Annotated in this window: 27 protein-coding genes; 12 read left to right on the top strand and 15 right to left on the bottom strand. The window is 67.2% G+C overall.

Going from position 1 to position 24,009, the window contains the following annotated elements:
* Positions 1–10: 10 nt before the first annotated feature.
* Positions 11–1,189 carry an MBL fold metallo-hydrolase gene (locus KZ498_RS00910; protein ID WP_312616039.1) on the bottom strand — a complete coding sequence of 393 codons (1,179 nt, stop codon included), beginning with the start codon at positions 1,187–1,189 and terminating at the stop codon, positions 11–13.
* 70 nt (positions 1,190–1,259) lie between these two features.
* Here KZ498_RS00910 and KZ498_RS00905 point away from each other — a divergent pair, with 70 nt between their 5' ends.
* The gene (locus KZ498_RS00905; protein WP_312616037.1) at positions 1,260–1,862 is read left to right on the top strand and encodes a transcription antitermination protein; all 603 of its coding nucleotides are present in this window, start codon (positions 1,260–1,262) and stop codon (positions 1,860–1,862) included.
* On the opposite strand, the gene KZ498_RS00900 is transcribed toward KZ498_RS00905, so the two are convergent.
* The 4 genes from KZ498_RS00900 to KZ498_RS00885 form a co-directional block, all read right to left on the bottom strand.
* Positions 1,859–3,469 (bottom strand): hypothetical protein, encoded by a 1,611-nt coding sequence (locus KZ498_RS00900; protein ID WP_312616035.1) that lies wholly within the window; start codon positions 3,467–3,469, stop codon positions 1,859–1,861. The genes KZ498_RS00905 and KZ498_RS00900 overlap by 4 nt on opposite strands.
* Positions 3,466–4,206 (bottom strand): ABC transporter ATP-binding protein, encoded by a 741-nt coding sequence (locus tag KZ498_RS00895; RefSeq protein ID WP_312616034.1) that lies wholly within the window; start codon positions 4,204–4,206, stop codon positions 3,466–3,468. Before KZ498_RS00895 ends, KZ498_RS00900 begins: the two co-directional genes overlap by 4 nt.
* A gap of 400 nt (positions 4,207–4,606) precedes the next feature.
* A complete protein-coding gene (locus KZ498_RS00890; protein ID WP_312616032.1) occupies positions 4,607–5,977 on the bottom strand; it encodes a ribonuclease R in 1,371 nt (456 codons plus the stop codon).
* Positions 5,978–6,043: 66 nt separating this feature from the next.
* A complete protein-coding gene (locus KZ498_RS00885; protein ID WP_312616030.1) occupies positions 6,044–6,328 on the bottom strand; it encodes a hypothetical protein in 285 nt (94 codons plus the stop codon).
* Positions 6,329–6,457: 129 nt separating this feature from the next.
* Between KZ498_RS00885 and KZ498_RS00880 the strand changes: the two genes are divergently transcribed.
* From KZ498_RS00880 to KZ498_RS00865, 4 genes are all read left to right on the top strand, one after another.
* Positions 6,458–8,038 (top strand): bacterio-opsin activator domain-containing protein, encoded by a 1,581-nt coding sequence (locus tag KZ498_RS00880; protein WP_312616028.1) that lies wholly within the window; start codon positions 6,458–6,460, stop codon positions 8,036–8,038.
* 259 nt (positions 8,039–8,297) lie between these two features.
* The gene (locus KZ498_RS00875; protein ID WP_312616026.1) at positions 8,298–9,269 is read left to right on the top strand and encodes a phytoene/squalene synthase family protein; all 972 of its coding nucleotides are present in this window, start codon (positions 8,298–8,300) and stop codon (positions 9,267–9,269) included.
* A 42-nt stretch (positions 9,270–9,311) separates the two neighbouring features.
* Positions 9,312–10,037, top strand: coding sequence for a lycopene cyclase domain-containing protein (locus KZ498_RS00870; protein WP_312616024.1), 726 nt, complete (start codon positions 9,312–9,314; stop codon positions 10,035–10,037).
* Positions 10,034–11,059 (top strand): Brp/Blh family beta-carotene 15,15'-dioxygenase, encoded by a 1,026-nt coding sequence (locus tag KZ498_RS00865; RefSeq protein WP_312616022.1) that lies wholly within the window; start codon positions 10,034–10,036, stop codon positions 11,057–11,059. The genes KZ498_RS00870 and KZ498_RS00865 overlap by 4 nt, the downstream gene beginning before the upstream one ends.
* A 190-nt stretch (positions 11,060–11,249) precedes the next feature.
* Here KZ498_RS00865 and KZ498_RS00860 read toward each other — a convergent pair whose 3' ends face one another.
* On the bottom strand, positions 11,250–11,840 hold the full coding sequence (locus KZ498_RS00860; protein ID WP_312616020.1) for a 50S ribosomal protein L15e: 591 nt from the start codon (positions 11,838–11,840) through the stop codon (positions 11,250–11,252).
* A gap of 258 nt (positions 11,841–12,098) precedes the next feature.
* On the opposite strand from KZ498_RS00860, the gene KZ498_RS00855 reads away from it, so the two are divergent.
* Together KZ498_RS00855 and KZ498_RS00850 are read left to right on the top strand one after the other, a co-directional pair.
* Positions 12,099–14,042, top strand: coding sequence for an aldehyde ferredoxin oxidoreductase family protein (locus KZ498_RS00855; protein ID WP_312616018.1), 1,944 nt, complete (start codon positions 12,099–12,101; stop codon positions 14,040–14,042).
* Between the two features lie 31 nt (positions 14,043–14,073).
* Positions 14,074–14,439 carry a hypothetical protein gene (locus KZ498_RS00850; RefSeq protein WP_312616016.1) on the top strand — a complete coding sequence of 122 codons (366 nt, stop codon included), beginning with the start codon at positions 14,074–14,076 and terminating at the stop codon, positions 14,437–14,439.
* Here KZ498_RS00850 and KZ498_RS00845 read toward each other — a convergent pair.
* From KZ498_RS00845 to KZ498_RS00835, 3 genes are all read right to left on the bottom strand, one after another.
* Positions 14,423–14,791, bottom strand: coding sequence for a hypothetical protein (locus tag KZ498_RS00845; RefSeq protein ID WP_312616015.1), 369 nt, complete (start codon positions 14,789–14,791; stop codon positions 14,423–14,425). The genes KZ498_RS00850 and KZ498_RS00845 overlap by 17 nt on opposite strands.
* A gap of 10 nt (positions 14,792–14,801) precedes the next feature.
* Positions 14,802–15,056: a hypothetical protein gene (locus tag KZ498_RS00840; protein ID WP_312616013.1), complete on the bottom strand. Its 255-nt coding sequence runs from the start codon at positions 15,054–15,056 to the stop codon at positions 14,802–14,804.
* Between the two features lie 68 nt (positions 15,057–15,124).
* Positions 15,125–15,493: a hypothetical protein gene (locus tag KZ498_RS00835; protein WP_312616011.1), complete on the bottom strand. Its 369-nt coding sequence runs from the start codon at positions 15,491–15,493 to the stop codon at positions 15,125–15,127.
* Positions 15,494–15,583: 90 nt separating this feature from the next.
* Between KZ498_RS00835 and KZ498_RS00830 the strand changes: the two genes are divergently transcribed.
* Entirely contained in the window at positions 15,584–15,985 is a 402-nt protein-coding gene (locus tag KZ498_RS00830; RefSeq protein WP_312616009.1) for a pterin cluster protein, read from the top strand.
* A gap of 27 nt (positions 15,986–16,012) precedes the next feature.
* Here KZ498_RS00830 and KZ498_RS00825 read toward each other — a convergent pair whose 3' ends face one another.
* Complete coding sequence (locus tag KZ498_RS00825) at positions 16,013–16,285, bottom strand: ubiquitin-like small modifier protein 1 (RefSeq protein ID WP_312616007.1); 273 nt, start codon at positions 16,283–16,285, stop codon at positions 16,013–16,015.
* Positions 16,286–16,444: 159 nt separating this feature from the next.
* On the opposite strand from KZ498_RS00825, the gene KZ498_RS00820 reads away from it, so the two are divergent.
* Both KZ498_RS00820 and KZ498_RS00815 read left to right on the top strand, forming a co-directional pair.
* Positions 16,445–17,407: a C-terminal binding protein gene (locus KZ498_RS00820; RefSeq protein WP_312616005.1), complete on the top strand. Its 963-nt coding sequence runs from the start codon at positions 16,445–16,447 to the stop codon at positions 17,405–17,407.
* Between the two features lie 94 nt (positions 17,408–17,501).
* Entirely contained in the window at positions 17,502–18,281 is a 780-nt protein-coding gene (locus KZ498_RS00815) for a hypothetical protein (RefSeq protein WP_312616003.1), read from the top strand.
* A 15-nt stretch (positions 18,282–18,296) separates the two neighbouring features.
* On the opposite strand, the gene KZ498_RS00810 is transcribed toward KZ498_RS00815, so the two are convergent.
* Positions 18,297–18,680, bottom strand: coding sequence for a hypothetical protein (locus KZ498_RS00810; RefSeq protein ID WP_312616001.1), 384 nt, complete (start codon positions 18,678–18,680; stop codon positions 18,297–18,299).
* A 93-nt stretch (positions 18,681–18,773) separates the two neighbouring features.
* On the opposite strand from KZ498_RS00810, the gene KZ498_RS00805 reads away from it, so the two are divergent.
* Both KZ498_RS00805 and KZ498_RS00800 read left to right on the top strand, forming a co-directional pair.
* Positions 18,774–19,559: a helix-turn-helix domain-containing protein gene (locus KZ498_RS00805; RefSeq protein WP_312615999.1), complete on the top strand. Its 786-nt coding sequence runs from the start codon at positions 18,774–18,776 to the stop codon at positions 19,557–19,559.
* A gap of 136 nt (positions 19,560–19,695) precedes the next feature.
* Positions 19,696–20,715: a TFIIB-type zinc ribbon-containing protein gene (locus tag KZ498_RS00800; RefSeq protein WP_312615997.1), complete on the top strand. Its 1,020-nt coding sequence runs from the start codon at positions 19,696–19,698 to the stop codon at positions 20,713–20,715.
* 37 nt (positions 20,716–20,752) lie between these two features.
* On the opposite strand, the gene KZ498_RS00795 is transcribed toward KZ498_RS00800, so the two are convergent.
* The 4 genes from KZ498_RS00795 to KZ498_RS00780 all read right to left on the bottom strand — a co-directional run bounded on the left by KZ498_RS00795 (position 20,753) and on the right by KZ498_RS00780 (position 23,943).
* A complete protein-coding gene (locus tag KZ498_RS00795; protein ID WP_312615995.1) occupies positions 20,753–21,547 on the bottom strand; it encodes an aldolase/citrate lyase family protein in 795 nt (264 codons plus the stop codon).
* 78 nt (positions 21,548–21,625) lie between these two features.
* Positions 21,626–21,952 carry a cupin domain-containing protein gene (locus tag KZ498_RS00790; RefSeq protein WP_312615993.1) on the bottom strand — a complete coding sequence of 109 codons (327 nt, stop codon included), beginning with the start codon at positions 21,950–21,952 and terminating at the stop codon, positions 21,626–21,628.
* Positions 21,953–22,333: 381 nt separating this feature from the next.
* A complete protein-coding gene (locus KZ498_RS00785) occupies positions 22,334–23,062 on the bottom strand; it encodes a class I SAM-dependent methyltransferase (protein ID WP_312617331.1) in 729 nt (242 codons plus the stop codon).
* Complete coding sequence (locus KZ498_RS00780; RefSeq protein WP_312615991.1) at positions 23,059–23,943, bottom strand: aldo/keto reductase; 885 nt, start codon at positions 23,941–23,943, stop codon at positions 23,059–23,061. The genes KZ498_RS00785 and KZ498_RS00780 overlap by 4 nt, the downstream gene beginning before the upstream one ends.
* Positions 23,944–24,009: the final 66 nt, after the last annotated feature.

Below are 24,009 nucleotides of genomic sequence, written 5' to 3'. Positions count from 1 at the left end.
CGCGGCGGGGTCACGCCGCGTCCGGCGGCGCGGCCGCGCAGTTGTTCGGGCCGAGTTCGAGTTCGAACGCGGTGTCGTCGTCGGCTGTCGCTGTCCCGATATTGATGGCGATAATCCGTTCGAAGTTGGCCGGCCGCGGCGGGATGTCGTCACAGACGTACTCGACGAAGGCCTCGCGGTCCATCGCGAACCCCGGGAGTCGGTCGCGGAGCGTGCCAAGGGGAGCTGTGAACGTGCCGTCGTCCGAGGGGGGCGTCGACTCGCTGTAGTGACCCGGCGCGACGAGTGTCTCGTCGGGCAGGGCTGGGAGTCGGTCGGTCAGCGTGCGGTGGAGGTCGCGGGCGAGGTCGCGAGCGCCGTCGGCTCCGGCTTCGAGGTCCGGACGGGCGACGCTGTCGAGGAAGACGCTGTCGCCGGCCAGGAGCACGTCGCCGACGGTGAAGCCGGTCATGCCGGTCGTGTGCCCGGGAAGGGGCACGGCTTCGAGCGTGACCGAGCCGACCCGTAGCGAGTCGCCGTCGGCCACTGCAGTCATGTCGTCGACGCCGCGGGCGACCGCCCGCTCGGAGAGAATCGGTTCGGCACCGGTTTCGGCCGCAAGGCGGCGGACGCCGCTGACGTGGTCGGCGTGGACGTGGGTGTCGATCGCGTGGGTGACGGCGGCCTCGCGGTCGGTGGCATCGTCGACGTACCGGTCGGTAAATTGTCGGAGCGGGTCGACGACAGCGGCCGAGCCGTCACTGATGACCATGTAGCCGAGACAGCCGGACGACGGGCGGCGGTACTGGAGGACGGTTGCGGCGTCGCAGGGGACCTCGCGACTCTCGTAGAGCCGCGCCCACCCCTCCATGCCGTCGCTGAGGTTCTGCGCCCCGAAGCCGTGCTCAGTGAGTAAGCCGGCGACGAAGGCGCTGGCCTCGCCGCGGCCACAGACGACCGTTATCGGGCCGGTCCCGGACACGTCGGCGACGACGTCGTCGACTTTACCGGTCACTTTCGCCTGGAGGAACTTCATGAAGGGGAGCTGTGTCGCCGTCACCGCATCGCCGCGAATCCGCCACTGCTCGTACTCGTCGCGGTTGCGAACGTCGAGCAACCGGAGCGGTTCGCCGGCGTCCAGTTTCGCCTGCAGCGCTGCTGCCGACAGCGAGGGGGGGTCCGTCGGCGGGTCGGGGTAGTCCTCGGCCATACCGATACTAGCGCCGCCCGGCGGATAAATCGGGCGGGGATTTCAAGCCCCTGCCCCGCCCAGCAGACGTATGGACGCCGGAGCCACTATCGACGACGTTCGCGACCGGACCGAGACAGAGCGTACCAGACTGGGCTCGGACAAGGTGCTCATCGCGGCGACAGATGCGACGCTGGAGACGGATGCGGTGCTCACGGCGGCAGCGACCCGTGAGTCCGGTCTCGCGACTGTCCTCGACCGGTGGGCCGCCGAGACCGAAAGCGCCGTCGCGACGCAGTTCGAGACGGCCGCCGAAGACGCGGCCGGGCGGACGGACCGCATCGACGCAGACGCCGGTGACCCCGATGGTTTCCTCGACCATCTGGAAACCGTCAGCGGAACTGCCCAGCGGGTCGGAGTCGGCCTCGTCGCCGCGCCGCTGATCGCCGACCAACTGTACCTGCAGGTGGTGAGCTTCTTCATCAACGAGGCGGACGAGCAGCGGGCCGATACGTTCCGCGAGATTCGACGGGAGGCGTCGGCACTCGACGACGGAGAGACTGCCCTCGGATACCTCTCAGAATCCGAGCGCGAGACGGCAGCGGCGGCCGCGACCGAGGCCATCGAAGCGGCCTACGTCGACTACGCGGAGACGCTGGAGGCGATGGGACTGGACCCGAAGCCCATCTGCTAGTCGAGTCGGTAGGTCCCGACGCGGTTTGCGGCGTAGAGGAAGCCGGCGACAGCGCCAGCGACGGCGATTGCGGCGGTCGCCGCCAGCCCGCCACCGAGGAGCCACGCCACGTCGAACGGTATCGCGAACAGGTCGCGGACGGCGAGCAAGAACGCCAGGCTCCCTGGCGCGGCGGCCACGCCGAGAACGAGGAAGTACACCCCGAACGCCCAGCCGCTCGGCACCACCACTTCGCGGCCCTGCACCGACGACGACTCGAACTTCGGGAACACGACGCCGGTGCCGACGGCGATAGCCGGCGCGGCGAGGGTCGCGACGAGTGCGGTCGCGAGTCCGGCGGCGAGCGTGACCGGCGGCGTGCCGGCGGCGACGCCGAGGCCGACGACCAGTAGCGTCGTGACAGCGACACCGGGAAGCGCCCCCGCGAGGACGAGTCCGGTGACAAACGCGCGGCCGGAGACGTCGGCAGTCAGCGTCAGCGGCAGTACGCCCTCCTCGCCACCGAGGGGATTGAGCGAGAACGCGGCACCGAACGCCGCCGCGCTGGCGAGGCCGGCGCTGAGCGGGAGCGTCGGCGGCACTACCCGTTCCAGAATGACAATCTGGAGGTGATACACCAGAAAGAAGAACGGCATGACCGCGAACTGAACGGTGACGGGTGCCCGCTTGGCGCGGAGCCACGACTTCTGGGCGACCACGCGGGTCGCTGTGGGCACCCGTCCCGTCAGCAGACGGTCCGAAAGCGTTCGCTCGTCGGCGTCGAACTCGTGGTCGGGCTGGACCGGGTCGGCATACCAGGTCCGCTCTGCCACCCACAGACACGCCACTGTGCCGACCGGGAGCGCGCCGACAATCCCAACCGTAGCGACGGCAGCAGCGACCGGGTCGCCGCCGCTCCCCAGTACGAGCAGGACCACGTCGGCGGGCCAGGAGAGCGGGGACTGGGTCGCAAGCCGGAGCACGCGGAGCTGTACCGTCGGGACGGTTGTCATCGCGACCCAGCCAAGCGGGAGGGCCAGCGAGACGACGGCCCCGACGCTCGCGCGGTGGCCGGCGACGAAGGCCGAGCGGTTCGCGACCAGTTTCGTCACCAGCCCCAGGCCGAAGCCGAGGACCGTCGCCAGCAGGACGACCGCGACTGAGCCAGTAAGAGCCACAATAGCGACGAGTAGCCCGGCATCACCGACTGCGAGCCCGACCACCAGTGCCAGAACTGGAACGGCAAGCGCGAACGAGACTCGACCGACCTCCGCGGCGAGCAACCCAGCCGCCACGTCTTCGCACGGCACTGTGGTCAGCAGTCCGTCTGCGGCGTCGGGCTCGCCGGCCGATTTCACCGTATGCTGGAGGGTGAAGAAGCCAACAAGGCCGAGCAGTCCGACGATGCCCGCCGTCGTCGCGAGCCTGACCGTGTGGGGTTGGCTGTCAGCGAGGACGCCGCCGAAGAAGTAGGCTCCCGCGCCGATAGCGAGGCTGTATATGAGGATACCTAACCCGCCGCCCAGGAATAGGAGTGCTCCGCGTGTCGTTCCTTTGAGTTTGCGAAGGGTACGCCGCAGTTCCGTCCCGGCAATCAGACGCACCCGCCGGCCGTTCGGCCGCCTCATCGCTCTCCCGGGCGCTCGCTGGTCACGTCCAGGAACACGTCTTCGAGCGTGCTCCCGGACTCGACGCCGTCGGTCAGTTCGTCTGGCGACCCCTCCGCGACGAGGTCGCCGTCGTACAGGACGCCGACGGTGTCGGCCAACTCCTCGACGACTGGGAGGATGTGCGTCGAGAGGAAGACGGTCGTCTCCGCGGCCGCGACCTCGCTGATGGTGTCACGTACCGTCCGGGCCGCCCGCGGGTCCAGTCCCGAGGTCGGTTCGTCCAGAAAGAGGACCTCGGGCTCGTGCAACAGCGCCTGGACGAGGCCGAGCTTCTGTTTCATCCCCTTCGAGTACGTCTCGACGCGCCGGTCGGCGTCCCCATCGAGGTCGAACCGGTCGAGCAGCGACTCCACGCGGTCCCAGTCCTCGTGGCCGCGGAGGCCGGCGACGTACTCCAGTTGCTCGCGGCCAGTGAGTTCGTCGTACAGCGGCGGCTCCTCCGGCAGGAAGCCGATGTGTTCGACCACCGCGGCGCGGTCGGCGACCGACTCGCCCGCCACCCGCGCGGTGCCGCCCGTCGGCTCCGTCAGCGTCGTCAGAATCCGAATCGTCGAGGTCTTGCCGGCGCCGTTGGGGCCGAGAAAGCCGAAGACTGTCCCGCGTGGAACCGTCAGGTCGAGGTCCTCGACCGCCGACGTGTCGCTGTAGCGCTTCGTCAACCCCTCGGTGACGATTGCGGGTGCTGGAGGGCACATACGGGCAGTGCCGCACCGATTGTGAAAAGCTCTTGCTGTTGCTATGCGCGACTCTCTAGAATGGTTGTTTGGTACTGTTTCGCCCTGGAGCTGGAGTTTGAACAGCCAGAAAGCCCCCTGTCGCTGGGCTACTGCGACTCGCTGCGCTCCTCACTTCGTTGCGGTGCTTGCGTCGTCTCGAACGCCCAGCGACAGGCCCCTTTCAGTCCCACCCGTAGCCGGTTGCCCAATCCAGGCTGGGTGGGACTGAAAGGGGCCGCGCCATCGACGAACCCCGGCGACGTAAGCACGCGAAGCGCGCGCAGCGAGCCGCGGGAGTCGATGGCGTGGGGGCTTTCTGGCTCTCGACGGTCGTAGCTGCAGAACCATGCACAGCAGAACCCGATACTTTAGCTAGCCGTTACTCTTCAACGGCTGCGTCGGCCGCATCAGTCTCGGCGTCTTCCCCGTCCTCGTCATCCGGATTCTCCACCACTTCGATACCACGATTGTTGACCGCCGACGGGTCCAGCCCGACCTCCTGCAGGAAGTTCTTGTACTCGCGCTCGCACTGTTCGGCGTCCTTCTGCCGGTCGCTGGCGCGGTCACACAGCGCGACGAGGTCCTCGGGCACGTCGTTGGTGTAGACGATCCAGTGGTTGATGAGGTCCGACAGCCGGCGAATCGGCGAGGTGAAGTGGCCGTAAATCTCGAAGTTCAGGGCGTGGTGGCCGCCGAAGGGGTCGTTCATGTACTTCGCCCGGGGCATCACCTTCATGACGGCCCACTGGATCTTGTCCAGCTGGCGACCGGGGGCCTGTTCGAGCGTGGCGTTGACGGCCTTCCGCGGGTCGTCCCAGGCGTCGCCGGGGATGGAGACGCCGTCGAGCTCCTGAATCTCGACCAGGGCTTCGTCCCACTCGTCGGGGCTTGGCTGTGGGTGGACCCGATACATCGCCTCGACACCCCGGTTCCACATCAGCTCGTGCGTGACGGCCTTGTTGGCTTTCAGCATACACTCCTCGATGATGGTGTGGGCGCGGTCGCGGGCGGGGTTGAGCACGAGCGAGCCCTCCTCCTTGCGCTGCTCGTGCATCCGGTCGGCCAGCTCCCAGACACGCTCGGTCTTCTCCGCGAGGTCGACGCTCTGGTCTTCCAGCACGTCTTCTGCGGTCTCTGGCTCGTCGAGCAGGCGCTCGGCCTCAGTGTAGGTCAGCCGGGCGTCCGACCGGATGACGGACTTGTAGATGTTTATCTCCTCGTAGCCGAGGTTCTCCTTGTCGAGGTGCATCTCGACGGTGTGGGCCAGGCGGTCCTCGTTGGGGACCAGCGAACAGACGGTCTCGGCGAGGACGGGCGGCAGCATGTGGACGGTGTACGCCGGGAGATAGACGGTGTTCCCGCGCTCGACGGCCTGCTCCCACATCTTCGTGTCCGGGTTGACGTAGTGGGTCACGTCGGCGATGTGGACCCAGAGGACGATCTCGTCCTCGCGTTCCTCGACGGAGATGGCGTCGTCGAAGTCCTGGGCGTCGATGGGGTCGGTCGTCCAGGTGGTCATCTCACGGAGGTCCTCGCGCTCGTCGACCTCGTCTTCGATTTCGGCCTGGACGCCCTGCGTGCGCTCTTTGGCTTCTTCCAGTACTTCGGGCGGGAACTCGTCTGGGATGCCGAACTTCTCGAACAGTTCCTCGCGTTTGTTCTCCAGATGCCGGGCCATCTCCGGGTCGATCTCGACGGGGCCCTGGCCCTCGGCGGTCCCGGCAGCCGCCTGCGCGTCCTCTGTAGTCATGTCTCCCGGTACGAACAGGGTGCAGTTAGGGCTGTCGGGGTGGGACTGGGCCGTGACTTTCCCGTCTCATTCCCTGCGAGCGTCGCCCTCGGAGAGTTCCCGGAACCGTTCGAGGAACGTCTCCCGGTCGGCCTCGCCGGCCCCGGCGGCGTCGAGCGTCGTTTCGAGGCCATCACGGGGTTGCTGGCACAGCTCGGCAAAACAGGCTTTACAGAGGTGTTCGAACGTCTTGTCCCGGCGGTCCCACCGGTCGCCGTGTTTGTCGTACTCGCGGGCCTCGGACCGTGGGATGGACTCGCCACACGCGATACAGGTGACTGACTCCGCCCGGGGGTTCCGGGACCCGAACATACCTACGGGTTGCGTGCGACAGCGTTTAGAGCTTTCCGCACAGGCAACAGTCCCCCGTTTTCGGGCCACACGTTTATTCACCCGCCGCTATTACACAGGGTATCGGCTATCCGGAGCCAGGGACACTGAATGAAGCCACCAGAGACACTCGCTCACTCGACGTTGGACACGCTACCCATCAATATCGCTGTCCTCGACGACGAGGGGACGATCCTGTTTACCAACCGCGCCTGGCGGGAGTTCGCAGGCGACGAGGACGGGGAGATGGAGGGGACGAACTACTTCGCGACGACCGATGTCGACGCCGACGAGTACGCCGGGCAGGCACTCGGCGGCATCGAGTCGGTCATCGACGGCGAGCAGGACCTGTTCACGATGGAGTACCCGTGTCACTCCCCGGAGGAGAAACAGTGGTTCCTGATGCGGGTCGCGCCGCTGCCCGACGACGAGGCCGGGAGCGCCGTCGTCGCACACGTCGACATCACACAGCGGAAGCTCGCCGAACTGGCGGCCGAGCGCCGGAGCGAGGAGCTCAAGGCCGAGCGCAAGAACCTCAAACAGCTCGTCGACCGGGTCGACGGCCTGCTGAAAGCGGTGATGGGCGACGTGTTGACCGTCAACTCGCGCGAGGCGATTCAACAGACCGTCTGTGACCGGCTCGCCGCGGTCGACTCCTACCAGTTCGCCTGGGTGTCGGAACTCGACCTGCGCGACGAGACACTGTCGTCGACGGCGCTCTCCGCCGACAGCCAGACCACGCTGTCCATCCCGCTGGACGCTGACGACCCGGTCGCGGAGGCGGCCCGTACCGAGGAGATGCAGGTCGTGACCGGCGACATCGACGAGCAACACAGTCGGCTCGCCGACTCCGACGTCGCGTCGGTCGCGGCAGTCCCGCTCGTCTCCGGCGAATCGCTGTACGGCGTGCTCACCGTCTATGCCGACAGCGACGACGTGTTCGACCCCCGCGAACAGGCCGTGCTGGGGACCATCGGCCGGGCGACCGCGGCAGCTATCGACGCTCGCGAGACCAGCCGGCTGCTGACCGCGGACAACGTCACCGAACTCGAACTGCAGGTCACCGACCCCGAGGTGTTCTACATCGACGTGGCGAGCGAACTCGGCTGCTCGATGGAGTACGGCGGGAGCGTCCCGGACGGCGAGGAGACGGTGATGTTCTTCCTCGTCGAGACGGACGACCCCTCGGCGGTCTGTGCCGTCGCCGCCGACCACCCGCAGGTGTCGGGCGTCTCGCACGTCTCGACGGCGGACTCGTCGGCACTGTTCGAGTTCACCGTCTCGGACCCGCCGGTCGTCTCGGTCGTCGCAGACCGCGGGGCCCAGACGGGCGACATACTCGTCGAACCGGGGCAGGCGACGATTACCGTCGCGCTCCCGGCGTCGATGGAGACCCGGAGCGTTGTCGAGCAGGTCCGCAACCAGTATCCGGAGACGGAACTGCTCTCCGTGCGAGAACGGGACGAGCCGCCCGTCTCCCGACAGGCGTTCATCGCCAACGTCGAGGACCGGTTGACCAACCGCCAGCTGACGGCGCTCCGGAAAGGGTTTCTCGGCGGCTTCTTCGACTGGCCACGCGACGTGTCCGGCGAGCAACTGGCAGAGTCGATGGACATCTGCCCGTCGACGTTCCACCAGCACCTCCGTGCGGGTGAGCGAAAGCTATTGGAAGAAGTGTTCGAAAACTGGTAACCAGTGCTTCCGAACCCCCTTTCCGACGCCGGACTCCTGGCGCGGTTCCCGAAGCAGTTTGGTAGTCCGCTTATACCGATAACAACCGAATATACATGTAGTGATACGGAACCAGTGTCCTTTCTGTCGCCGGCGGACGGACAGGACACAGACCCCCGTGACAGCGGCGCATCCACGGGTCGACCGGACCATTACGGACAGCCTGCCGACGAGCGCGCGCGACGCATCAGCCCGCAGAATGACCGCCCGATAGCTTTCAATGCACTCCGATAACATCCAAACCAGCAAATCGATACAGCAGGAGACCGGACGGACGTTCCACCTTGCGACGCGTCTGCTTCCGGAGCGTATCCGCCACCCGACCTACGTCATGTACGCGTTCTTCCGGGTCGCGGACGAGGTCGTCGACCAGCCGGACGGGCCGCCGCCGACCGTCCAGCACGAGCAACTGGAGGTGATTCGTGAGGCCGCGCTCGGGAACATCGACCCGGCCGAGACCGACCACGAGGCGGTCATGGCGGCATTTCAGGACCTCGCTGACCGCCACGATATCTCCGACGAGACGATCAACGTCTTCATCGACGCGATGGAGATGGACATCGCACAGGCCCGCTACGAGACCTTCGAGGACCTCCGTGAGTACATGCGGGGCTCCGCCGTCGCCGTCGGCCACATGATGACCGAGGTGATGGACCCGCCACAGAAAGCCGAGGCCCTGCCCCACGCGACGGCACTGGCCGAAGCGTTCCAGCTCTCGAACTTCCTGCGGGACGTGCGCGAGGACATCCACGACTACGGGCGGGTGTATCTCCCACAGGAGACGCTTGACCGCCACGGCGTCACCGAGGAGCAACTGGCCGACGCCGAGGTCGACGACGCCTTCCGCGCCGTGATGCAGGAGGAACTGGCCCGGACCGACGAACTGTACCGCGAGGGGGTCGCCGGCATCCGGTACCTGCCGGAGGACTGCCAGTTCGGCGTGTTGCTGGCCGCAGTCCTGTACGCGGACCACCACCGGCTCATCCGTGACCGCGGCTACGACGTGCTGACGGAGACGCCGGAACTCACTCGCCGCCGCCGGCTCTGGCTTCTCGCCCGCACGTGGTGGCACTGGCGGCGCAACGGCGACCCCGAAGCGACGTTCTACACCGTGAGCGCTGTCTCCGAACCCGTCCCCGGCGAGACGCCGACAGACGCTCACAGCCACGGGCAGCCCGCGTGGCGTGGATGACAGCCACGCGCCGGGCTGTGACCCCCTGTCGGATCTGAACTAATGTTGCCCACGCCCACGTATCTCCAGTTCCACGCCCTGTTCGTGGTCCCGGTCGTGGCCGGACTGGCACTGACGGCCACCTACCGCCTCGGGAGCCGCCGGGACATCCTGACAGGGACGGCAATCCTCACGGGACTGGCCCTCGTCTACACGACGCCGTGGGACGGCGCGCTCATCCGGCACGGCGTCTGGTGGTACGGCGACGGCGCCGTGCTGGCGCGGTTCTGGTCGATTCCCCTCGGCGAGTACCTCTTTTTCGTCCTGCAGACCGCGGCGGTGGGGCTGTGGGTGGCCCGGTTTCGGGTGGACACGGAACGCCCGCTGGCCACGCCGGTACGAACGCGCCTCGTCGGGTTCGCCGCCGCTCTCGCCGTCGTCTTGTCCGGCCTCGTGCTCCTGCGTTCGGACTCCGGGCTGTATCTCGGGTCCTTGCTGGTCTGGAGCGGCCCGATACTCGCCATTCAGTGGCTGTTCGGGTGGCACTTCCTCGTCGGCGAGTGGCGGACAGTGAGCGCCGCGACGCTGGTCCCGACGGCCTATCTCTGTGGTATCGACAGCATCGCTATCCGGCTCGGCGTCTGGACTATCTCGAAACAGTACACGACCGGGTACACGATCCCCCTGCTCGACCTGCCGATCGAGGAGGCGGTCTTCTTCCTGCTGACGACGCTGTTCGTCGTGCAGGGGGTCGTGCTCTACGTCTGGCTCATCGACAGATGGGAGTGAGCTACCGCACCACCGTTGCGCCGTCGGTCCTCTACCGGGTCGCGCTGGCTCCCGGCTGGGTCGCAAGCCTCGCCCTCTTCGCGCCCTTCCTCGCCGGGCTCTCGATACCGCCCGCGCTCCAGTACGTCCCGCTGGTGGTCAGTGCCGTCCTGCTCGGCCTCCCTCACGGCGCGGTCGACCACCTCGCGGTCGCACGCACCCGCGGCGAGCGTCCGAACTGGCGGGCTATCGCCCGCGTGTTCGCGCTCTACGGCGTCGTCGGCGGAGCCTACGCCGCCGCCTGGTTCCTCGCGCCCGCGGCGGCCTTCGTTCTGTTCATCGCCGTGACGTGGTTCCACTGGGGACAGGGCGACCTGTACGCACTGGTCGCGCTGGCCGACGCCGACCACCTCCGGTCGCTCCCGCAGCGAATCGGAACCGTCCTGATCCGCGGCGGCCTGCCGATGCTGGTCCCGCTGCTCGCGTTCCCGGACTGGTACCGCCGCGTCGCGACGGACCTCGTCTCGCTGTTCGCGCCCGACGCCGTGGCCGCTATCGGCTGGGCGTTCCGGACGGACGTCCGAACCGCACTCGCCGTCGTCTACGGTGCGCTCGTCGTGGCGACGCTGGCCGTCGGGTTCGCCCGCGCCGACGCCCGCCGGCCGTGGCTGCTCGACGCCGGTGAGACGCTGGGCCTGCTCGCGTACTTCGCCCTCGTCCCGCCGGTGCTCGCCATCGGCGTGTACTTCTGTCTGTGGCACTCACTGCGCCATATCGCCCGCCTCCTTCTGGTCGACGACGCGGCCGCCGGCGCCCTCGAAAACCGTGACCCGACAGCCGCACTGGCGCGGTTCGCTCGCGACGCCACCCCCCTGACCGCCGCCTCGCTCGCCCTGCTCGGCGGGCTGTACTTCCTGGTCCCGAACCCGCCGGGGTCAGTCCCCGAGTGGGTCGCGCTGTATCTGGTGTTCATCGCCGTCGTCACGCTGCCCCACGTCGTCGTCGTCAGTATCATGGACCGCGAACAGGGTATCTGGGTGTAGTCGACTACCTCTTCCGATGGCGACAGGATCGGATGTCTGGAAGAAGTGAAGTCAAAAATCACGGCGGGCATCCGCGCGAGCGAAGCAAGCGCGGTTCACCGAACGCGAGCGGAGCGAGCGTTCGGCCTTTTTCGCCCACGTTTTTGCGCCGAGTGGTGCGCTTCGCGCACCCGAGGCGGAAAAAGGTGGGTTACTTGCCCTTGCCGCCGTTGCTGCGCAGCGACGGGCGGGTCTTCTCACTGCCCTTGCCCTTGCCGCCGAGGCCGCGGTTGCGGCGGCCGGCACCGGTCAGACCACGGAAGACGCGGTCGGCCTGGTCGTCGGCACAGATCCACGACAGGTCGTCGTCGTTCTGGATGGCCGGGTGGTTCGGGTCGATGAGGATGACTTCGTGCCACTTCTGGCGGCCGTCCTGGCCGACGGAGTAGCTGTTGAGCACGCGCAGGTTCGGGAAGGTGCGGGAGGCGCGTTCCTCGGCGACGCGCTGGATGTCCTTCCGGCGGGTGATGCGCGTGACGCCCTGGCGTTTAGAGCGGCGACCGGCCTTGTGTCGGCGCTTGCGTGCGCCGCCCTTGCGGACGGAGACGCGGGCGACGACGACGCCCTGTTTCGCCTTGTACCCCTGCGAGCGGGCCTTGTCGAGGCGAGTCGGGCGCTCGATGCGCTCGACGGCCCCTTCGTCGCGCCACTCCTGCTGGCGCTGCCACTGTAGTTCCGCGAGCTGTCCGTCGCCCGGGTTCTTCCAGGCGTCTCGAATGTAGGAATATGCGCTTCGTGCCATATGTGTTCACCACGGGCGTTGCGTGGTTCAAGTCGCGTTCCGCGACTCACATCCCGACCTGCACACGCAGGTGCCCGCTGGTGCCCGTCGTCCAGCGAGTTATCTTGAGTTTGCCGTTTGGACTCTTAAGCGGTTCGGACCACAGTCGCGGGTGTGAGCCGGTCACGCAGAGACCGCGGCCGGTGAAACACGTGGGATATTCGTGATACGGCAACACAAATCGTTAAGTTGGTGCCATCCGATTACCCACGTATTACCATGACAGACCTTGGCGGCTTCCAGGACCACGTGGCTCGAATCGACCTCGGTGACGGGGAGATAGCCTACGAGGGTATCGACGAGGAGGACGCGAAAAAGTACATCGGCGCGCGCGGACTCGGCGTGAAGTACGTCTTCGACCAGGGGGCGGACGTGGACCCGCTGGGGCCGGACAACCTGCTAGCGTTCATGAATGGCCCACTGACGGGGACGCAGGTGACGATGAGCGGTCGCATCGCTATCTGTACGAAGTCGCCGCTGACGGGGACGGTCACTGATTCCCACCACGGCGGCTGGTCGGGTGCACGGCTGAAGTGGTCGGGCTTCGACGGGTTGCTGTTCGAAGGCCAGGCCGACGAACCCGTGTATGCCCTCGTCGAAGACGGCGAGGTGGAACTCCGTGACGCCTCGCACATGTGGGGTTGGGGCGTCCACGACACGATGAGCGAAATCGAAGACGAAGTCGAGGGGTCCTACGGCAAGAACCTCTCGGCGATGGCCATCGGGCCGGCGGGCGAGAACGAGGTCAAGTACGCCTGTGTCATCAACGAGGACGACCGCGCGTCGGGCCGCGGTGGCACCGGCTGCGTGATGGGCAACAAGAAGCTCAAGGCCGTCGTCGTCAAGTCCAGCACCCGGATGCCCAAACCGAAGGACCAGGAGACGTTCCAGGAGGGCCACAAGCAGGCGATGCAGGTCATCCAGGAGTCCGACGTGACCGCACCCAACGAGGGCGGACTCTCGATGTACGGCACCAACGTCCTGATGAACCTCACCGAGGAGATGGACGGTCTGCCGACCAAGAACGCGAAGTACTCCTCGACGCGGTCGATGTCCGATGCCGAGGGCGACGGCGAACGCATCATCGACTCGGAGAACGTCTCCGGCGAGAACGTCCGGGAGAACATCCTGGTCGACGAGCCGACCTGCCACTCCTGTCCGGTCGCCTGTAAGAAGGAAGTCGAAGTGCAGGCGATGCACAAGGGCGAGGAGATGAACGTCCGCACGGAGTCCTACGAGTACGAGTCCGCGTGGGCGCTGGGCCCGAACTCCGGCCACGTCGAACGCGACAAGATCGCCGTGATGCTCGAACGGTGCAACGACATGGGCGTCGACACCATCGACGTGGGCAACACCATGGCGATGGCGATGGAGATGACCGAGGAAGGCAAGCTCGATGAGCTCGGCGAGGGGATAGAGTGGGGCGACGCAGACACGATGATCGACATGATCGACATGATCGCCACCCGCGAGACGGACCTCGCGGACCACCTCGCAGAGGGGCCGGACCACCTCGCCGAGGAGTTCGACGCCCACACCAACTCCCTCGCGGTCAAGGGCCAGACGATGGCCGCTTACGACCCGCGGTGCATGAAGGGCATGGCAATCGGCTACGCGACCTCGAACCGCGGGGCGTGTCACCTGCGTGGCTACACCCCGGCGGCGGAGATTCTGGGTATCCCGGAGAAGGTCGACCCGCGAGAGTGGGAGGGGAAAGGCGAGCTGTGTGCCACCTTCCAGGACCTGCACGCCATCAGCGACTCCTTCGACATCTGCAAGTTCAACGCCTTCGCGGAGGGCATCGAGGAGTACGTCCTGCAGTACAACGGCATGACCGGGCTGGACGTGAGCGAGGAAGAACTGATGGAGGCCGGCGAGCGCATCTACAACCTCGAACGGTACTACAACAACCTCGCCGGCTTCGACGGGTCCGACGACGACCTGCCCAACCGGTTCGTGGAGGGCGACGAGCACGCGATTCCGGCCCAGGGCGGCTCCGAGGGCGAGCTCGCGGAGCTCTCGAAGATGAAAGACGAGTACTACGAGGTGCGTGACTGGGAGGACGGCGTCGTCACCGAGGAGAAACTCGACGAACTCGGCATCGAGGTCGGCCCCGGTACCGGCGTCAGTTCCGGCGGCGCGGCGGCACCGAGCGACGACTGAGACAGCGCCACCTGCCGACTCCAATTTTCTAATGCGCAAGGACGACATCGACGACTTCGAATTCCAAGTCGAGTCCCGACTGACCAGCCACGGCGTCTACGTCACCGACTTCGCCGACGAGGGCGACACGTACCGGCTTACCTACGAATCCATTTCGGCCGACGAGGCGGCCGTCATCCCCCACCGGGAGATCGGCCGCGTCATCAACGTCTTCCGGGACCTCCACGCCGATGACTGGTCCGGGGTCGACATCGAGGCGACCGTGACTGACCTCGAGGACACCGAACTCGGCGAGTGGTCCGTCGACAGCGAGTGGATAGACGACCTCGAGAACGGCGACCTCTCGGAGACGGATTTCTCCCAGCGCGTGCTGGAGACGATCACCGTTCGGCAGTAACCGCCAGTACGTCCCTGACTTCCAGGGTCGCTTCGAACTCCTCGGCTCTGTCCAGGCGCCGGCCGTCGCGCTCAAACTGGGCGACGTGGGCACGCCGCACCGCGTCCTGCTCGCGGTCGCTCAGTCCGAGTTCTGTACCGATGCTGTCCCAGTGGCCCGACTCGGCGCAGACGTAGTCGGTCTCTCTGGGACCGCTGATACGTTCGTACTCCCTGTCGTAGGTCGCGCGGTTCGCCCGGAGATACGTCTGTACTCGCCCCAGCAGGTCCGGAAGCTGGTCGAGCGGGACGCTGGCCTGTGTGCCAGCCAGGAGAACGATCTGCCCCTCGATGGGGTAGGACGGCTCGGCCATCGCGACCCGGTCAGCCGCCCGCCCGCATCGCTTTCTGTGCGAACTTCTCGATGAGCGGCTCCAGCGTCTCCGGCTCGCCGTCGAACCGGATCGTCACCTCGTTGAGCTGGAGGCTCGGGCCGATAGCGACTTTGTCCTCGGAGAGTGTCGCCGCCCAGTCGTCGCCTTCGACGGTCGCCTCGCCGCGTTGCTCGCCGCCCAGGTTCTCCAGATAGCCGATAGCAGCCCGCGCCGAGATACCGCGAAAACTCCGTTCACGCTCCATTATGTGGTCGTTACGGGCCCGGTCGTCTAAACCTATCGGCAGGTCTGCGCCGTTGGGCCACAACCGCGCTATCCGGGCCGAATGCCGTCGTCGACGATGCGGGCGTTGCGCTCGCGGTTGACCCGCTCGTCCAGGTCCTCGTGGTCGTAAATCTGGGCGATGACGGCGGCATGGAGGTCGCGCCAGGCCATCGCGTAGATGGGAGACTGACCCCAGGCCCGGAGCTCGACGACGTACTCGTCGTAGGCCTCCCAGCGCTGTTCGAACCGCTCGATGTGGTCGACGACGGCGCTGGCCGGCTCCTCGGAACCGAGGGCCGCGTTGAGTTCCCGCTCCCAGCCACCGACGGCCTGCTCCATATCGCGTTTCGTGTCCTCGCTGTCGGCCGGCAGCGAGTCGACAATCCCGGACGGAATCCCGAGTTCGATGTCGTCCATACCGCTACACATGGCGCGCCGCAAATAAAGCCCGGCGGTGGCGAACATGTTCGCCTCTACTGATTTGTGTCGGCGGGTTGTAAACTGCGTATGAGCAGTGAGACACTGGAGCGACAGTCGTCGGCACCGGAGCTGACCACTGTCGAGGTCAGGTGTACCGGCCACGTCCGCCGGGCCGTCGGCGAACCGTCGCTGTCGTTTACCTTCGAAGGAGACACGCTGCGTGACTTCCTCACCGCGTTCTTCCGGGAACATGACGTGAGCGACATGCTCATCGCCGAAACCGAAGCCGACGCCACCACCGCGGGCTGGGCCCCGGAGATGGCGGACCTGCCGGGCGACTGGGCGAAAAACCCCGAAGGCGAGCAGACCAGATGTTACGCGCGAGTGGCGGTCAACGGTGAGTTCAACGAGCACCTCGACGGACTGGACACGGAGCTGGACGCCGGAGACCGCGTCGGGTTGATGTTCCCGTTCATCTTCTGTTGCTGAGACGGGGCGGCCGATTCCAGTAGGCCGCTATCCTCCGGCGACCGGCGGGAACACGCTGAGTTCGTCCCCGTCCTCCAGCGGTGTCGCCTGCCCGTCGAGATGTGCGATGTCCGTTCCGTTCAGGAGAATCGTCAGGTACTCCCGCAGTTCGCCGTCCTCGAACAGGTCCATCTCGGTGAACTCCTCGGAGAGGCTCCGGAGCACGTCGCCGGCCTGCAGGCCGTCTTCGTAGTCGCGCTCGATCGTCTTCTGCCCCACGGCTTCCCGGAAATTGGCGAAAAACCGCAGTTCGATTTGCATACCGCTGGGTTGGCGACCGAGCGGCTTAAATCACGGCGCTCGGACCGCATGCCTCGGGCGACGGTCCGGCAGTTGTATCCAATCTATCATTGACCTCGAATTCCTATTCGGTGGGAACGACTTCGACCCGTTTTAGCGTCCCAGTCCCTCACCCCGGATATGGCACGTGTGGTCGCAAGCGATGACCCGATGATAGCTGTCGACCGACTGCGGGCGGACCTCGACGCCGATGTCGTCGTCGCGGAGACCGACAATGAGGACGCGCTCCGGGACGCTGCCGCCGGGGCCGCGGGCCTCGTCGTGGACGTGAACACGCCGGTCACCGCCGCGGTGCTCGATGCGCTGGACGAGCTCCAGGTCGTCGCACGAGCGGGTGTCGGTATCGATAACATCGACGTGTCGGCCGCGGCGGAAAACGGTGTGACCGTCACGAACGTCCCCGAGTACTGCACGGACGAGGTCGCTACCCACACGGTGACGCTGCTGCTTGACTGCGTTCGGACGCTCACGGACTACGACCGCGACGTTCGCGACGGCGGCTGGGGCTGGGAGCGGACCCGCCCGGTCCACCGCGTCCGCGGCCGGACGCTGGGGCTCGTCTCCTTTGGCCCCATCGCGCGGCGGGTCCGTGACCAACTGCGGGGCTTCGACCTCGAGGTCATCGCGTACGACCCGTACGTCGACGCCGAGGAGATGGCCGCGGCCGACGTCGAGAAAGTCACGCTGGAGACGCTGTACGAGCGGGCCGACTACGTCTCCCTTCACGCGCCGTTGACCGAGGCCACGGCGGGGATGATAGACGCCGACGCGCTCGCGGCGATGCGGGACCACGCCGTCCTCGTCAACACCGGCCGCGGCGGTCTCGTCGACGAGCGGGCGCTCCGGGCGGCGCTGGACGACGGGACGATTGCAGCCGCCGGCCTCGACGTCCTGGCAGAGGAACCGCCGACGACGGACCACCCGCTGGTCGGGCTGGACAACTGTCTCGTCACGCCCCACGCGGCCTGGTACTCCGAGGAAGCCCGCGACGACCTGAACGACGCCGTCGCCGTGAACGTCGGGGCCGCGCTGGCCGGCGAGACGCCGCCGGACCGGATCGACCCAGAGACGGACTGGCTGTAGCGCCGCGCTGCCCGAACGGAAGTGCCGTGCCACCAGGAAGGCCCCGTCGCATCCACCGTACTAGCTTATCTCCTGTGACAGCCTCCTCTCAGACATGACAACGCGGTTACTTACTGTGCTGGTGCTGTCGCTGGTCGTTTTCGCCGGCTGCGTCGGCGGAGGCCCGGCGGCGGACAACGGGGACGATACGGACGACGGCGGGGCCGCTCAGGCAGACCGGGATGACCTCTCTGTCGAAGCGACGGACCGCCTCCTGCGAGACGCGGGCAGCTTCACCGCGACGTGGTCGTACTCGACAACTGAAGCCGGCGAAACGACCACGATAACGAACGCCTACCGGGTGGACCTGCGGGCGAACCGCTCGGTAGAGACGTTCGCGATGTCCGGGCCGGACACCGGGACCGACTTCGAGACGTTCGTCGCCGACGGGTCGGCCTACACGCGGTACGAGACCGACGGCGAGGCGTTCTATCAGGTCAGACCTCAGGACGACACCTCCTTCCAGTCCGCCGTCGACCGCGGGGCGCTCAGCTACGAGTCAGTCGACGAGGCCCGCCTGGTCGGGACGGAGACCTTCGACGGCGTCACCGTGGACCGCTACGAGTACTCGGACCTCTCGACGTGGCAGGAGTTCGGTGCCGGTGCGTTCGGGTCCGGCGGGAACGTGACTGTGACCGACTTCACCGTCGTGATACTGGTCGACGAGGACGGGCTGGCACGCCAGACGGCGTGGACGCTGACCGGCGAAACTGACGACGGCGACACGATCTCGGTCGAGTGGCGCTACGAGGTCACCGGCGTCGGGTCGACCGACGTTCCCGACCCGGACTGGCTCGACGACGCGCGGGCCCAGCAGTCGGACGCGGCCGCATGAGCGGCGTGACAGTGCTCAGCATCGGATGAACTCCCGTCGCTGGTCGCCGAGGGCGCTCTGGCCGGTGACCGCCGTCGCGATGTCACGAACGAGATTCGAGAGATACGCTCGGACACCGGGACCACACGCGCCGACGCCCCTGGCCTGACGGTAATCACAGCAGAGCGCGACCGGCAACAGCGGGGCCGCGAACAGTCCTGACAGGGTGACCCCCACGCGGAACGGGTGGCCGGACGGCACGGCGAGCCACGCCGCGACCACGACCGTCCAGAACACCACCCCGTAGATGACGGTGTGTCGCCAGTTGTGCGCCGGCAGTTCGTACCGCTGCGATGGCGTGTCGCCAGTGCCCGCTCTGCCGGGCGGTTCGCAAGTAGCGTGAGAGACAGGACACGACATACTCTGTACGTGGCCGTCCGTGACAATCACGGCCGGTTTGGCATGCGCCGAACGAGACAGTGCGTATAAACCCCTCGGCACGCAACGGGACATATGCGAGAGTTCATCTTCACTATCGACTACGAGCGCAACGTCGACCCCGTGATGGACGTGTTCATCGACTATCCGGAGGCCCACTCCCGGACGATCGCGTGCAACGTCACGCGAGACGGGATGTGGCGGCTCGAGCGGGTCGCCGGCCCGGAGGCCGCCCTCGAACAGCTGGACGACGTGTACGACGACCCGGTCCAGTGTACCGAGTGCATCGGAACCCGCAACTGCAAGACCGACTGGACCTACGAGGTCATCGGCTCGGACCCCGGCGTCCGGACGGTGTACAGCTACCGGTCCGAGGCCGGCGACTGCCACTCGATTCCGCGGCTGGCCATCGACCACGTCGGCCGCGGCGTCCTCGTCGAGACCGAGCGCCGCGGCAGCCGATGCGAGTGGCGGCTGCTCCTGTGTAGCGACGCCGGCGTCGACGGAATGTTCGAGGAGATGAAGTCCGAACTCCGGGAGGGCCTCACCGTCGAGTTCCGGCAGCTCAGCTCGCCGTCGTACTGGGTCGACGAGGCCGTGACGCTGGCGGAGCTCCCGCCGGAGCAACAGGCCGCCGTCGAGGCGGCCGTCGAACACGGCTACTACCGGACGCCGCGGGACACCTCGCTCACCGAACTCGCCGAGACGCTCGACGTGTCGCGGTCGACACTCCAGTACCGCCTCCAGCGGGCCGAGGCGTGGATCGTCCGGTCGTTCGTCACCCGGTCGATGGGACCGGTCCAGGCCGACGAGGACGTCGCCGAGGGCGGACGGCTCCGCATCGGCCGTTCGGGCGTGTAGCCGTCGACGGGACCGGTCGTCGTCGAGTCGCCGACTGTCGGTGGAGTTCGGCATGCGCCAAACGAGCCCTCATACCCGATGCGCCCTTACAACTGTGCACGCACGCGGGCGTCCCACGCGCTCGCAGACACACACTATGACGACACGCAGCATCTATTCCCCCGACGAACGCGGTGACAGTGTGGACGAACAGGCCGAGTCCGAGGCGAGCACCGGCCACGCCTGCCCGGACTGTGGCGGGAGCCTCGTCACCGACGACAGTCGCGGCGAGACCGTCTGCGAGTCGTGTGGTCTCGTCGTCGACGAGGACGAGATCGACCACGGGCCGGAGTGGCGCGCCTTCGACAGCAAGGAGCGAGACGCCAAGCGCCGCGTCGGCGCGCCGACGACCGAGATGAAACACGACAAGGGCCTCTCGACCAACATCGGCTGGCAGAACAAGGACGCCTACGGCAACTCCCTGTCGACGCGCCAGCGCGAGAAGATGCAGCGGCTCCGGACCTGGGACGAGCGGTTCCGCACCCGCGACCACGCCGAACGCAACCTCAAGCAGGCGCTGGGCGAAATCGACCGGATGGGTAGCGCGCTCGGCGTCCCCGAGAGCGCCCGCGAGACGGCCAGCGTCATCTACCGCCGCGCGCTCGACGAGGGAATGCTGCCCGGCCGCTCCATCGAAGGGATGGCGACCGCCGCGCTGTACGCCGCGGTCAGGCAGTCGAACCTCCCGCAGACGCTCGACGACATGGCCGTCGTCAGCCGCGTCGAGGAGATGGAGTTCACCCGCGCGTACCGCTATCTCAACCGCGAACTCTCGCTACAGGTCGGCCCGCCGGACCCCGCGACCTACCTCAGCAAGTTCGTCTCCGAACTCGACGCCGACGACGCCCTCGAACGCCAGGCCCGCGCCCTCATCGAGGCGGGGAAGGAGGCGAACGTCCACAGCGGCAAGAGCCCCGTCGGTCTCGCTGCCGCGGCCATCTACGCCGCCGGCCTGCTGCTCGGCGAGGAGATGACACAGGAGACCGTCAGCGAGGCGACCGACATCAGCACCGTGACCATCCGCGAGCGCTACCGCGAACTGCTCGAAGCCGAGTCGGACCTCGACGACAGCGCCGTCGACGCGACGAGCGGCACCGAATCCGGCGCGAGCGCCTAACACGGCCGTTCGGTTCCGCCCACGCTACGCCTCTGAGCTAACTGCGCCCCCCTTCGAACTCCTCCAGCCACCCGCGCACGGCGCCCTCTATCGCGCCAGTCGTACTCCCGACGTGCAGTATCTGGTAGCCCGACTCGGCCTTCTCGTTTACGTCCGCCATCCCGAACCCGAGGCCGCCGACGGTGACGTCCGCTTCCACCGCCGCCGAGCGGACCGTCTCCACTGCGTCCTGCACCTCGGGATGGTCGATTTCGCCGGGATGGCCCAGCGAGACTGAGAGGTCGAACGGCCCGATGAACACGAAGCCGAGGTCGGGCACGGCCAGAATGTCGTCGATGTTCTCGACCGCCGTCTTCGTCTCGATCGTGGTCCCGACCAGCGCCTCTTCGTCCGAGGCCTCGATGTAGTTCTCGCTCAGACCCCAGCGGCGCGCCCGGGGCGCGGCCAGTCCCCGGTCGCCCGGACCGCCGTCGTACCGGAACCGCCCTGACTTGACGGCCTCTCGGACTTCTTCGGCGGTTTCGACTCGCGGCAGGAAGACGTTCTTGACCCCCAGGTCAAGCGCCTTCCGCACCAGCGTCGGGGACGTGTCCGGCAGGCGAACCAGTAGCTCCGTTCCGGTGCCGTCGGCCGCCCGCAGGAGGTCCTCGACAGTGGCGGCGTCCCACGGGTCCGGCCCGCCGTGCTCGAAGTCGAGCCAGACGAAGTCGACGCCGAGGTCGCCGTAGAACTCTACCAGCGTCGGGCTGTAAGCGTTGTCGAGGACGCCCAGCGCGACGCCGCCGCTGTCGACTGTCTTGCGGAGTCCGTTCGTCGGCAGAGGTTCGGCCATACCGTGTCAGTGAACTGTAATCACAATAAGCGTGATGCGGAAACGGTCAGCCGATACCCCTGTGTTGATGGCGACCCCTTACTGCCCCGGCAGCGGACAGAGGCTCGCGGTCAAGACGGCCACGTCGTCGGTGTGGTTGTGCGCGCCGTGGGCCTGCCCGCGCTCGTTCAGCACGACGCCCGGCGCAGCGATGACCTCCTCCGTGTCGTCCTGCTGGACCGTCACCTCCCCCCGTACCACGTGGAACACGTTCGTCGCCCCGTCGTGTTCGTGCGGGTCGATTCTCGCGTCCGGCCCCAGCGCGAACGCCTTCACCAGCACGTCGTCGGTCACTGCCAGTTCCCCGTCGATGACTTCGCCTTCCTCAGGTGTCGCGTCGAACTCCGATAACCTGTCGAGTGACATACCGGCACGTGGGCCGGCGCTTCCTTAGCCGTTCGGTTGCTAGGAAAATCTGTGTCTCTTTTCGTTTCTTGAGTGAGTGTATTATCTAACAGCCAGAAAGCCCCGGCTGGCTGAACTTGGGGGCCTCGCTGCGCGCTTCACTCACTACGTTCGTTGCAGTGCTTGCGTCGTCCGCCGTCGTTCAGCCAGCCGCCCCTTTCAGTCCCACCCAGCCTGGATTGACCAACCGGCCACAGGTGGGACTGAAAGGGGCGAGACGCTGGGCGTACGAGACGACGGAAGCACCGCAACGTAGTGAGGAGCGCAGCGAGTCACAGTAGCCCAGCGTCTCGGGGCTTTCTGGCTGTTCGAACTCTCGTCACGAAATATACAAGCCACTCATCACTCCGCTAGCCGGAACGCGAGACTGTACATCGTCCCGGTTCGCTCGGAGCCGATAGCCGAAACCAAATCGTCGGCCATCGCAGTCAGTGGCGCCCCGAGCGCATCCGGAAGGTCGTCAGCGTACCCACGCACCACCACGGCGTGGGCGTTCAGATGGGCCTCGGTCCAGGGCACCGGGTCCAGCAGCGGCTTCCGCCGCTGGACAGTCCAGCCGTGGTCGGCGAAGACGGCGGCCAGCACGGCGGGCGGGTAGAACGTCAGCGCCGGCCGACCGTCGACCGCCCGCGCGGCGGCGTTCTCCAGCGCGAACAGCCGATTGACGGCCCCGTCGGCGGGTGGCACCGCGTAGTCGTCGACGACGAGGTGACCGTCGGGCTTCGCGACCCGCGCCAACTCGGCCGCGACGGCGTCGAGGGCGGTCGGTGGCAGGACGTTACACAGTCCGTGAGCGGTGACGAGGTTGACGCTGCCGGTCCCAAGCGGCGTCGCGCGGAGGTCGGCCTCGACCACGGCCAGTCGGTCGGCGTTCCCGTCGCCGACCCGTTCGCGGACCGTCGCTGCGTGGTCGGCATCGTCCGTCACCGCGTACACTCGCTTCGCGCCCGCGGCCAACAGCCCGGCCGTCGTGTTGCCGACGCCGGCTCCGGCCTCCAGACAGACCTGCCCCTCGACCTGCTGGTCGGCGAGTGCCGCCGTCACCGTCTCCGGGACGTCGCCCACGCTCAGTGGTGGAGTTGCTCGGGCACCGGGCTGTCGTCGTGGCGCGCTTCCTCGATGAGCGCGCGCTGGCGGGCCTCATCCATCCCCTCCGAGCGGCTGGCGGCGTCGAGCACCATCGCGACGAGCTTCGGGTCGCCGGGGCTGACGACGGTGTCCAGGCCCCGGGCGGCGGCGAAGTCGAACCGCTCGCGGATGGCCTCCGGCGTGTCGACCGGCTCGTACCAGTTCGCGTACGGGCGGTCGGCCTCCGGCAGTTCGTCGGTCGGCGGCCAGGACCCCTTCGCGAAGGCCTTGATGCCCAGCGTGCCGATACCGTCCGCCTCGCAGCGTTCCAGGACGGCCTCGTAGTCGTACTCGTCGCCGTTCTTCCCAGCGACGACGGGGTTCAGCGGGAACATCACCGTCTCCAGGTCGTCGATGCGGTCGATAGCGTCGAGGATGAGCTCGGGGTCGCCGTGGCTCGTCAGCCCGATGTGGTCGATTTTCCCCGCCGCCTTCGCCTCGCGTATCGCGTCCAGCGCGCCGCCGTCGGCGGTGATCGTGTCCAGTTCCTCCTCGTACTCCAGGCCGTGAATCTGGTAGAGGTCGATGGTGTCGATGCCGAGGCGGTCCAGCGACCGGTCGATCTTCCGGGCGGCGCCCTCGGACTCCCGTTCCTGGGTCTTACAGCCCAGGAAGACCTCCTCGCGGTACTGACGGAGCTTCGGCCCCAGTTTCAGCTCCGCGTCGCCGTAGGTCGGCGCCACGTCGAAGTGGTTGACCCCGTGGTTCAACACGAGTTCGACCAGCTGGTTCGCGCCCTCCTGTTCGAGCCAGTTGAGTGCGATCGAGCCGAACGTCAGCACCGTGCTCTCCTGTCCAGTGTCGCCCAGCGGTCGGGTCTCCATACCGGCTGCACGACCCGGAGGCCAATAACCGTTGGTCGCTGCTGTGCCAGTCGGCCCCTGGGCCGG

It is taken from the genome of Haloarcula sp. 1CSR25-25 (assembly GCF_032027985.1).
Taxonomy (GTDB): Archaea; Halobacteriota; Halobacteria; order Halobacteriales; family Haloarculaceae; genus Haloarcula.
The sequence above is the reverse complement of the archived record's forward strand: the minus strand, read 5'-3'. Positions and strand labels throughout refer to the sequence as shown.